The sequence below is a fragment of the Streptomyces sp. NPDC050509 genome, from assembly GCF_044457965.1.
Lineage (GTDB): Bacteria > Actinomycetota > Actinomycetes > Streptomycetales > Streptomycetaceae > Streptomyces.
The window spans coordinates 207,917-218,600 of sequence record NZ_JBITHL010000004.1 but is presented as its reverse complement, the minus strand read 5'-3'; the positions used below and the strand labels follow the sequence as shown (position 1 = coordinate 218,600).

The window sequence follows — 10,684 nt, the reverse complement described above, 5'->3', positions numbered from 1 at the left end:
TCAAGGTCACCCATGCGCCCAAGAGCGGCGGCATGGGTACCGTTTACCGGGCCGAGGATCTGAGAACCGGCCAGATCGTCGCGGTGAAGTTCCTCGTCCGCCCACCGCGCGACTCCACGCCCGGCCATGGGGACCACTACGGCCGGCTCACCCCCAACGAACTCAAACGTTTCGAGCGCGAGCGGCAGATGCACGAGCGTCTGGGCGGGCACGGCGTCCCACGCCTCGTCACTTACGACTTCTACGGCGGACGGCCCTACCTCGTCACCGAGTTCATCGACGGCAAGAACCTGCGCGATTTCCTGGAATCGCACCGGCCCACCCTCACGGCCACCGCGGCGATCGTCGTTCAGTTGCTGCGGATTCTGGAACGGGTGCACGCGGCAGGGGTGGTTCATCGCGACATCAAGCCGCAGAACGTCATACTCGCCGAGTCCGGCGAGGTGTTTCTCGTCGACTTCGGCATCGCGCTTCCGGACGACCCCGACGCCACCCGGCACACCGAGGGCCGCACCCCGGGCAGCCTCGGCTACAAGGCCCCCGAGATCATCCTCGGAGAACGCAACCCCGCCCCGGCCGCCGACATCTACGGCGTCGGCTGTACGCTCTTCCGCCTCGCCACAGGCGACCGGGTCTTCAACGGCGCCTCCGAGCACATCATCGAGCAGCACCACTGCGACACTCCGGCGCCCCGGCTCGACGACCGCCTCCCAGGGCTTCCTCCCGGACTCGCCGACCTGGTGGCGCGCATGCTGGCCAAGGACCCCAGGTCGCGCCCCTCCGCGGGCGGCGCCGCCGCGGCGCTCGCGGCGCTGGTGCCCAGGCCCGGTGACCCCGGACCGGACCCGGCGCTCGAACCCGACCCCACCCGGCCCTTCCGCGCGCATCCCGACACCCTCGCGGCCACGCGCGTCCCGGCAGCCGGTCGGGGGCACAGCCGTCGGCCCGTCGTGCGCCGTCGGGCCCCCGGTGTTCCGGACCGCTCCGCCTTCCGGACACTGCTGGACGAGGCCGAGCGGGAACTGGCGCGCGGAGACGCGGGGCATCGGGCGAAGCAACTCGACGCGATGCTCCCGGAGGCCCGTGGCCCTTGGGGAGCCTGTGATCCGGATGTCGTACGAGCGCGCCTGCTGTGCGCGGACCGGCTACGGCACACGGGGGACTGGCCGGGTGCGGGCGCGCGATACCGGACGCTGGCACGCGACCTCGACGGCGCCGCGGCGGGGACGGCGGAGCACCACCGGTTGCTGGAGGCCCGGATCGGGGTGGCGGAGTGCATGGTCCCGGAGGAGGACAGCACGGATCGCGCCTTCCCCCTCTGGGAAGCCACCGTCCGGCGCCTGCACGTTCTGCTGCCCTCGCCACCGCGGCGGGTGGTTCGGCGGGCTCGGGAGTCCGGCGAGGAATTCGCCGAATGGGGTCACCGCACGGCCGTGGAGGCACTGCTGGACGTGCTGCCGAGCGACGTGCTGCCGCCGAGCTGAGAGCCGAGCCCCGATACACGGCCACGGATGCCGACGCGTACGCGCGGTGCCGTCGAGAAGTCCCGGTTCCTCACCAGGGCGGCGAGGGCCCTGTCCTCACTCCATGGTGACGTGCCCCACCGCCAGCAGCTCGGACAGTGCCCCGCTCAACGCACCCGAAACCGAGGAGAGTTCCGCGGCAGCCCGCTCGAACTCGACCAACTGCCGGTGAATCCCTCCGTACCGTCGCTGCTCGTCGAGCGGCAACCGCATCGCCCTCAAACGCCGTACGTCCACACGTGAACTGACCGATGCGTGCGTACCGGCCTGGCGCGCGTTGAAGCGCACTCTCAGACAGGCCGCGAGGAACCACGGGTCGAGCCGCTCCGGATCCACCCGAAGCCGTTGCAGATGCGGGCCGAGCACGGTCGGTGCCGCCGTCTCGACCCAGGCGTCGAACTCCGCGAACGTGGTGACGACCACGACGTCCCCGAAGCCGGTGACGGTCAGCCCTCTTTCCCGCTCCCCGCGTTCCACGTCGTCCGCGGCCATCCACCACTGTTCGATCCGCCCCTCCCCCAAGTGCCCGGCCATGAGCACCGGAACCCCGCGGTCAGGGCGGGGCCCACGTCGCAGCACTCCCTCGGGCAAGGGCTCTCCAGGCGTGAGCCTGACGGCATCGGCGGCCTCCAGATCCCCCACGCTCACGGCTGCGGGCGCCCGGGGCGGCTGCGTCGAGGCCAGGGGCCGCAAGGCCTGCCCGGCGTCGCGCACAGCGACCAGCGCATGGTCGAAACGGCCCCAGGATCTGTTCAGTTCGACGGCCGACGTGGCGACGGTGGGCGGCACGTGCCGGGCAGGGGTGAGGTCTGTCTCTTCCCCCAAAAGGTCCACCACCGGCACCGTCACGGCACCGGGCGGGACATCGCCCCGTACGGCGGCGAAGACCCGCTCCCGCACCCCGTCCCAGTCGACGACCTGTGTACCGCCCGCGGTTGCTGTGTGGCGGCAATCCGCCGCATCGACCAGCAGGATGCCCCTCTCATCCGGGTTCGCGTCCGCCGCACGAAGAACCCAGAGGTGCAGCCCCACCCCGTAAGGCGGTGCGGCACCGGGCGGCAGCGCGACCACTGCTCGCAGCGATCCGGCGCGCAGCAAACCGGCCCGAATCCGGCGGCCCGCCCGGCGCGAGGCCACGGCAGGCGGCAGGAGGACGACCGCTACTCCGTCCTCGGCCAGGGCGGATACGACATGCTGCACCCAGGCGAGTTCCGACTCGGTGCGGGGCGGCTGGCCGAAGAGCCAGCGCCGGTCCGTGGCCAGTTGCGCATGACCCCAGTCCCGTTCGTTGGCAGGCGGACTGCACAGGATGACGTCCGCGCGAGCATCGGCGCCGGGGTCGTCACGCAGGGTGTCGGCAATCGTGATGTCGACCTGCTCGTGATCCGCGACCAAGGCCAGCCGGGCCGCCGCGAGCCGTCCGAGGACAGGGTCGATGTCGAGCCCCGTGAGCCTCAGCGGCTCCCGCACCGACCAGTGCCGAACGGCGGCCAGCAGCAGTGTGCCGACGCCACAGGCCGGATCCGCCACACGGCGCACGGGGCGCCGCCCGCGGGTCTCGTCGGCGAGTTCCGTCATGAGGTCGGAGAGCGGGACAGGTGTCGTGGTGATCTGCCGGACATGGGTACTCAGCCAGCGCTCCAGCAGAACACGGAAGGTTTCCGCACCGCCGGCAGTCGGTCCCGCCCCCATGGCCTCGTACACCAAGCGGAGTTCACCAGGAGAAAGTTGAGGCACTGCATCCGGCCAGGGAGGCGGCGCCGCGGCTGTGGCGAGTCGCAGACCCGCCTCCGCGATGACCAGTCCCATGCGGTCACGGTCACCGAGCGCCTCGATGTGCGGCCACAACCGATCGAGAGCCCCGCTGGAGGCGCGCAGCTTGCCGCGGGTCAGCAGCCACTCCTCGACCGCGTCGAGTGCGAACTGCGGGCTGGCATCGCTTCCCCCCACGGAGACGGGAAAGTCTTCGAACCGCCGCCGCCAGTTGCTGACAGCCGCACGCCCCACTCCGGCGAACCGAGCGATCTCGGCGAGCGTCACCAGAACCCGCTCATCACGCTGCGTCATGCTGCCCTTCCCTGAATCCGGCACTCTGCCGCGTCACCTGGCGCGGCGAACCCCCACATATCTCATGGCGGATTGATTGACTTAGTTTTCAGTCTACTGTTCAGCCAGTCGGCCATGACTCAGCGGTCGCATCCACAACCCCACCGATCCGGACCCTACATCGAACACGTGAACGATTAAATGCCGCCTTCCGGAAGCGCTGCGCGCCGACAGTCCCGGACGCAACCATCAGCGCCCCATCCGCCACCCCGTTCAGGTCAGGCGGCCAACCGCCCAACACTTGACCTCGCCTCGCCTTCGTCTTCGCCTTCGTGGGCCTTGCGGACAATTGCTGAAGCGCAGGTCAGCGGCTTGTCGCGATGGGGCCCAGGAACGCCCCTCTTTGATTTCGGGAACGCGTGGGGCGTCTTCGCAGGTCAGTCCCCCTGATCCCTTCGGGTGCGCCTTGTCGGCGTGAAAACATGGCTGCGCGCCTGCCCGCCAACGCCGGTAGCTCGTTGGGACGTTGAGCCCGTAGGCCAGTTGGATGGACTTCTACCCCTCCCACGGGTCCCCGCGGAGCCCGCGCGGGTGGTCGCCGACGTGAGCCTTCGGGTACTCCGCGGCGTATGAGTCACCCGTCCGGCGACCACCACTCGCTCCCCGGTCGATCGAACGACAGCCCGGTCTGCCGCTCTCGGTGCGTCGTCCGCCCGCCCGGCTGTAAGGGTGTCTCCCGTGTATGGCGAGACTGACCTGCGACGGCTTCTGATCGACATGCGGCCGGAGATGAATCCGGGGCGCTACGTGTTCACCACTGTGGCCGGCGACATCCTGCCGGAGTGACCCCGGTCGTCACGGTGGCCGAACGCTAAGGCCTCACTCTGGTGCTGCGGCAGGAGGACGCCGAGGCGGCGGGGCCGGGGTACGACTACGTGGCCGGGTGGCTGGTCCTGCGGGTGCACTCCGCTCTGGATGCGGTGGGCCTGACCGCCGCCGTCGCCCATGAACTCGCTCGGGCCGGAGTCAGCCGCAATGTAGTGGCCGGATTCCACCACGAAGAGCGACCATCTCTTCGTGCCGTACGAGGTGGCGGACCGTGCCATGGACCTGCTCGAAGCGCTCTCCCGCAGATCGGCGGCCGACGTCGCGTAGTAGCCTCATTGGTTTGTCCGGGAGGGGCTTTCGAGGTGCTCGGAACGAGGACGCCGGGCCCCTACCGGGCGTTCCGGGCCCGTACGTTGTCCTTCCCGCCGTCGGGAGAGGACTGAGGAAATGACAGAAAGCGTGCGCGTCTCGGAGACCATCGAGGTGGTGGGGGCACGGACCAACAACCTCCGCGATGTCACCGTGAGCATCCCCAAGGGCCGGGTGGTGGCCTTCACCGGGGTCAGCGGCAGCGGCAAGACCTCGTTAGCGATCGACACTCTGCACAGCGAGGCCCAACTCCGTTATCTGGAAGGGCTCTCGCCGTTCGTCCGGCAGTACATCACCCAGCGCAACCGCCCCAAGGTGGACCGGATCCTCGGTCTCGGCGCCACCCTCGCCGTCGACCAGCGCCGGCTCAACCGCAACCCCCGCTCCACCGTCGCCACCATCACCGGTATCGACGGCCACCTCGGACTGCTCTACTCCCGGCTGCCCGGCATCGGCCCGGACGCGATATCCGGTGACGGCCATCTCAGTACCGCCCACTTCGACCGGCACACCCCGGAGGGAAGCTGCTCCGACTGCCACGGCGTCGGCGGACGCTGGCAGGCGCGGGAGGAACTCGTCGTCACGCACCCGGAGTTGCCCCTGTTCGACGGAGCCTCCCCCTGGTACGCGAAGTGGCGCTCCGGCGAACACGCCTTCATTCCCGCACTGGCCGAGAAACGCGGCGTGGACCTCGCACAGCCCTGGCAGTCGCTGCCCGAGGGCTTCCGGCGCGACGTGCTGCACGGCACGGGTGACGAGAGGATCGAGGCGACCGTCGACATGCCCAACAAGAACGAGACGTCCTCCTGGACGTACACCTCCAGCGAGCCGCTGCGCGGAGCGCTCGCCGAGGTGGAGAGGGTCTTCGCGAATGCGGCGACTCCCAGCGCCAAGGAGCGCTATCTGCCGTACATGCGCAAGATGCCCTGCACCACCTGCGGCGGCACCGGCTACGACGCGATCGCCCGGTCGGTACGGCTCGGCGGGCTCGCCTACCCCGAACTGCTGGAGGTCGACGTCCGGGAGGTACGCGCCTGGGGCGACCGGGTCACCTCCGGTCTCGACACCGGCCGGCGCGCGGTCGGCGAACCCCTCCTCCAGGACCTCGCCCGAAGACTCCGCGTGCTGGACCGCCTCGGCCTCGCCCATCTCCAACTGTCGCGCGGCGCGGCCACCCTGTCCGGCGGCGAACTCCAGCGCACCCGGCTCGCCGCCCAGCTCAGCACCGAACTCAGCGACATCATCTTCGTCCTGGACGAACCGGGCACCGGCCTCCACCCTGCGGACAAGGCCCATCTGCTGGACATCGCGCTGGAACTGCGCGCCGCCGGGAACAGCGTGCTGCTGGTCGAACACGACCCTGAACTGATCGCCCGCGCCGACTGGGTGATCGACATGGGACCGGGCGCCGGACGGCTGGGCGGCGAGGTGCTCGTCTCCGGCACCCCCGCAGACATCGCCGCGCACCCCCGCTCGCTCACCGGCCACTACCTCGCCGGGAAGGGACCGCGGCTGCGCCGTACCCGCCGGCCGGTCGGGGAGGGCACTCGCTGGGTGGAACTGCACGGGCTGTCCGCGCACAACGTGACAACGGACCTGGTCCGCTTCCCCGTGGGCCGGCTGACCTGTCTGACCGGGGTCAGCGGCAGCGGCAAGAGCAGTCTGCTCGGCGCGCTCGGTGCCGGGACGGAGGCGGCTTTGACCGGAACGACGGCCGAAACCGTCCGCCGGGTCGCCGGGAGCGAGCGCTTCAGCTGGGTCGCCGTGGTCGACCAGGAGCCGATCGGCCGGACACCCCGGTCCAACCCCGCCACGTACAGCAAGGCGTTCGACATCGTCCGCAAGCTGTTCTCGGAGACCGACGAGGCACGCAAGCGCGGCGTCAAGTCCTCCTGGTTCTCCTTCAACACGGCCAACGGCGGACGCTGCGAGACCTGTACCGGGTACGGCCGCAAGCTGGTCGACATGCACTTCCTGCCGGACGTGTGGGTGGTCTGCGACGCCTGTGAGGGCCGCCGCTACACACCGGAGGCCCTGGAGATCACCTACGAGGGGTTGACCATCGACGGGGTGCTGGAGCTGACCGTCGCCGAGGCCGTCGAACGCCTCACGGGACAGCGGCAGTTGGCGGAGGCGCTGGAGGCCATGGACCGGGTCGGCCTCGGCTATCTGCAACTCGGCCAGAACGCCACTCAACTCTCCGGCGGCGAGGCGCAGCGCCTGAAGCTGGCGTCGGCGATCCAGCGCGGATCGGCGGGGCGCAAGGCCGGACTGGTCGTGCTCGACGAACCCGTCTCCGGTCTGCACCCCTCCGACATCCAGCGCATGGTGGACGCCTTCGACCTGCTGCTCGACTCGGGCAACACCGTGGTCGTCGCCGAGCACGACATCCCCGTCGCGGCCTCCGCGGACTGGGTGATCGACCTGGGGCCGGGCGCCGGCCCGGACGGCGGCGCGGTCGTGGCCGCGGGTACCCCGGACCAGGTCGCCGAAGCCGACACCCCGACCGCGGGCTTCCTGCGCCGGTACACGGCGGGCCTGCCGCTGCTGGGCGGGCCCGGCGGCCACTGAGGCACCGGTGGCGCCCCGCGCCCGGCCGTCGCGTACACGGTCGGACGCGGGGCGACGCCAGTTCCACGACGGTGATGTCCGGGCCGGCGCCCAGCCGGACCGGCGGCCCCCAGAAGCCGGTGCCCCGGGTCACGTGGAGCAGGGTGTCCCCGTGCCGCTCAGCCCGGCGACGTCCGGGTTGGCCAGGGCAGTGAGATGGGTGAAGGGCCAGAGCCGGCCGCCGTGGGTGTGGCCGGGCAACTGGAGATCCACCTCGTAACGGGCGGCCTCCATGACCTGTGCGGGCTGGTGGGCGAGGAGGACGACGGCCCGGTGCCGGTCGCGTCCGCCGAGCGCGCCCTCGTAGTCCGGGCCGTCGTCGGGGTCGGCGCCGCCCCGGTGAACGTGAAGCAGGACACAGCGACACCGAACAAGGCTTCCACCGCGCCGAACACCTCCTCCAAATCCCCGACGCCACCCGCAGACACCAGAAACTCTACGGCGGTCGCGACGACAGCGAATCCGGCTTCTCACAACTCGACCGTTCCCTCTGGAACCGCCGCATGATCGCCTGAAATTGCAAATCTGCTGGTCAGCAGCCCTGGTCGTTAAGCTTCAGAAACGGACATCCCGGCTTCAGGGACGCGAGAGACATCTTCGCTGGTCACGGCTCTGTGCACCGCCGCCAACTGACGGCATGACCGTCAGCCTCACGTCGTCTCCAAGCCTGAGCTGTTTGCTGGGCCCCGGCCGGCCCGCACGCCCACTTCGAGCTGCACAGGGTTGCCTTTGAGGTGTCGCCAGTAGGAGTCGCAGCACCTGCGTACGCGACATTGGCATGCCAGATCGCCGGCACCAAATGAGATGAAGGATGGCCTCAGGTCGAGCGAGGATCGTTCCGTACTCGCCGACGAAAGAGCAGTTATGGCCGCAGGAGCTCGGCTTCGGCTCGGGCATGACCTGTTGGCGTCGCCTGGCCGAATGGATCCCCTGGAACACCAGCCGGGTCAGGATCGACAGGGAACCGGCGACAGCTGAATACGTGACCCCACCAGGGCTCACCCGAAGCTGTTATGGCCGTGCCCGCGCTGTACCTGTCCGGTATTCGCTCGGACTGATGCCGTGTTCCTTCTTGAACGCGGCGCTCAGGGCGAAGGCGTTGGCGAACCCGACGCGGTCCGCCACCGCGGAGAGCGTCTGGTCGGGTTCGCGCAGCAGGTCGGCGGCCAGGGCCAGGCGCCGTTCCCGCAGGTAGGTCATGGGTGGCTGTCCCACGAGGGTGGTGAAGCGGCGGGCCAGGTTGGCCCGGGACGCGCCGGTTCCGGCTGCCAGTGATTCCAGTGTCCACGGGTGGGCGGGGTTGCTGTGCATCAGGCGCAGGGCCGCTCCCACCACCGGGTCGCTGTGAGCCTGGTACCAGGCGGGGACCTGGGCACCGGGGCGGGTGAACCAGGCGCGCAGGGCGGTGATGAGCATCAGGTCCAGTGCCCGGTCCAGCAGGATCTGCTGCCCGGGCACCTCGCGGGTGATCTCCTCGAAGGCTGCCGAGCTGATCGGACAGGTGCCCAGTTCGGCTTCGATGACGGCCAGCGGTGGCAGCGCCGCGAGCAGCCGACCCGGCACACCGCCGTTCACGGTGTAGAGGCCGCTCAGCAGCAGCGTGCTGTCCGGGCCTGCCTCGCCCCAGGGGCCCGCGCCCGGAGCACGCCGCATCCGTCAGCACTCCTCCCGCACGGGTAGACCGTAAAAGGGCAGCTCAGCGGCGTGCAGGCGCATTGCCACACCTCGTAACTGTACCTTTCGTAAGGTACAGTTACGAGGTGTGGCAATGCTGAGGGAGAGGTGCGCGGGATGGTTCTGAGTACGAGGCGACGCTGGCTGCTGCTGACGGTGGTGAGCGCGGGGCTCCTGCTGATCACGTTGGACAACTCCATCCTGTACGCGGCGTTGCCGACGCTGGTGGAGGATCTCGGCGCGAGCGGTTCCGAGGGCTTGTGGATCATCAATGCCTATCCGGTGGTGATGGCGGGGCTGCTGCTGGGCAGCGGAACGCTCGGTGACCGGGTGGGGCACCGGAAGATGTTCCTGATAGGCCTGGTGATATTCGGGGTCGCCTCGCTGGCTGCCGCGTTCTCACCGACTCCGGAGACCTTGATCGCGGCACGGGCGTTTTTGGCCGTCGGTGCGGCGTCGATGATGCCCGCCACGCTCGCTCTGATCCGCGTGACGTTCGAGGACGAGCGTGAGCGCAATGTCGCCATCGCGATCTGGGGAAGTCTGGCGATCGTGGGCAGCGCGCTGGGCCCGATCGTCAGTGGGCTCCTGCTCCACAGCTTCTGGTGGGGCTCGGTCTTCCTCGTCAACGTCCCCGTCGTCGTCGCGGCGATCGTCGCCACGCTGTTCCTCGCGCCTCCCAACGACGCGGACCCCACCAAGCGCTGGGACCTGCTCTCCTCGCTCCTCGCGCTCGTCGCCCTGGTCGGCCTCGTGATCGCGATCAAGGAGACGGCGAAGACCGGCCCCGCACCCCTCACCATCGCCACCGCCGTGCTTGCGGCCGCTGTCGGCGGGTGGGCCTTCGCACGGCGGCAGCGCCGCCTGCCCTACCCCCTGCTGGACTTCGCGATCTTCCGCAACCGGGCGTTCCTCGCCGGAGTCCTGGCCGCCGGATTCTCCATGTTCGCCATCGCCGGTATCCAACTTGTCACCACCCAGCGCTTCCAGCTCGTGGAGGGCTTCACCCCGCTGCGCGCGGGGCTCCTCGTCGCCGCCGTCGCCGTGGGGGCGCTGCCGACGGCCATGATCGGCGGTGCCAGCCTGCACAAGGTCGGCCTGCTGCCCATCGTCGCGGGCGGTCTCGCCCTCAGCACCCTCGGCGCCGTGCTGGTCCTGCTGAACTTCGACACCAGCATGGGGCTGCTCATCACCGGGCTCCTCATCACCGGCGCCGGTCTCGGATCGGCCATGTCCGTGGCTTCCAGCGCGATCATGGGTAACGTCCCGGCACGCCGGGCCGGAATGGCCTCCTCCGTCGAAGAAGTGTCCTACGAGTTCGGCAGCCTCATCGCGGTCGCGCTGCTCGGCAGTCTCCTGACCGCCGTCTACACCGCGACCATCGACCTGCCCGCCGGGGCCCCGGCCAGTGCGCGCGACAGCGTCGACAGCGCGCTCGCACTGGCCGGGAAGGACAACGCGGCGTTGATCGCCGCCGCGTCACACGCGTTCGACAGCGCCTACTTCGCCGTCATGATCGTGATCACCGTCGTCATGGCCGCCGGCGCGATCGCCACGGGCCTCCTCCTGCGCCGACATGGCCCAGGATCAGCCCTGTCCACCCCCACGCACTACTGACACCCCCCGCCAGGGAG

At 69.9% G+C, this 10,684-nt stretch carries 5 protein-coding genes and 2 pseudogenes; 4 read left to right on the top strand and 3 right to left on the bottom strand.

The genetic code is table 11. The annotated features are described in order from the left end of the window. Positions 1-32: 32 nt before the first annotated feature. Positions 33-1,484, top strand: coding sequence for a protein kinase (locus tag ACIBJC_RS13480; RefSeq protein WP_399291658.1), 1,452 nt, complete (start codon positions 33-35; stop codon positions 1,482-1,484). Positions 1,485-1,580: 96 nt separating this feature from the next. Here ACIBJC_RS13480 and ACIBJC_RS13475 read toward each other — a convergent pair whose 3' ends face one another. Then, positions 1,581-3,590 carry an N-6 DNA methylase gene (locus tag ACIBJC_RS13475; RefSeq protein WP_399291656.1) on the bottom strand — a complete coding sequence of 670 codons (2,010 nt, stop codon included), beginning with the start codon at positions 3,588-3,590 and terminating at the stop codon, positions 1,581-1,583. Positions 3,591-4,307: 717 nt separating this feature from the next. On the opposite strand from ACIBJC_RS13475, the pseudogene ACIBJC_RS13470 reads away from it, so the two are divergent. Together ACIBJC_RS13470 and ACIBJC_RS13465 are read left to right on the top strand one after the other, a co-directional pair. Beyond that, positions 4,308-4,724: pseudogene (locus ACIBJC_RS13470) on the top strand (ACT domain-containing protein). Positions 4,725-4,844: 120 nt separating this feature from the next. After that, positions 4,845-7,337, top strand: a complete 2,493-nt coding sequence (locus tag ACIBJC_RS13465; RefSeq protein ID WP_399291655.1) for an excinuclease ABC subunit UvrA — start codon at positions 4,845-4,847, stop codon at positions 7,335-7,337. A gap of 49 nt (positions 7,338-7,386) precedes the next feature. Here the strand turns inward: ACIBJC_RS13465 and ACIBJC_RS13460 are convergent. Both ACIBJC_RS13460 and ACIBJC_RS13455 read right to left on the bottom strand, forming a co-directional pair. After that, positions 7,387-7,709: pseudogene (locus ACIBJC_RS13460) on the bottom strand (metallophosphoesterase); the annotation flags it as partial. 678 nt (positions 7,710-8,387) lie between these two features. Further along, positions 8,388-9,029 carry a helix-turn-helix domain-containing protein gene (locus tag ACIBJC_RS13455; RefSeq protein WP_399291653.1) on the bottom strand — a complete coding sequence of 214 codons (642 nt, stop codon included), beginning with the start codon at positions 9,027-9,029 and terminating at the stop codon, positions 8,388-8,390. Positions 9,030-9,167: 138 nt separating this feature from the next. Here ACIBJC_RS13455 and ACIBJC_RS13450 point away from each other — a divergent pair, with 138 nt between their 5' ends. Continuing rightward, positions 9,168-10,667 carry an MFS transporter gene (locus ACIBJC_RS13450; RefSeq protein WP_399291651.1) on the top strand — a complete coding sequence of 500 codons (1,500 nt, stop codon included), beginning with the start codon at positions 9,168-9,170 and terminating at the stop codon, positions 10,665-10,667. The last annotated feature ends 17 nt before the right edge of the window (positions 10,668-10,684 follow it).

Bases quoted from the DNA above. Each gene is read 5' to 3' on its own strand.
- ACIBJC_RS13480 (WP_399291658.1), top strand. From the start codon at position 33: ATGGGTACCGTTTACCGGGCCGAGGATCTGAGAACCGGCCAGATCGTC.
- ACIBJC_RS13475 (WP_399291656.1), bottom strand. From the start codon at position 3,590: ATGACGCAGCGTGATGAGCGGGTTCTGGTGACGCTCGCCGAGATCGCT.
- ACIBJC_RS13465 (WP_399291655.1), top strand. From the start codon at position 4,845: ATGACAGAAAGCGTGCGCGTCTCGGAGACCATCGAGGTGGTGGGGGCA.
- ACIBJC_RS13455 (WP_399291653.1), bottom strand. From the start codon at position 9,029: ATGCGGCGTGCTCCGGGCGCGGGCCCCTGGGGCGAGGCAGGCCCGGAC.
- ACIBJC_RS13450 (WP_399291651.1), top strand. From the start codon at position 9,168: ATGGTTCTGAGTACGAGGCGACGCTGGCTGCTGCTGACGGTGGTGAGC.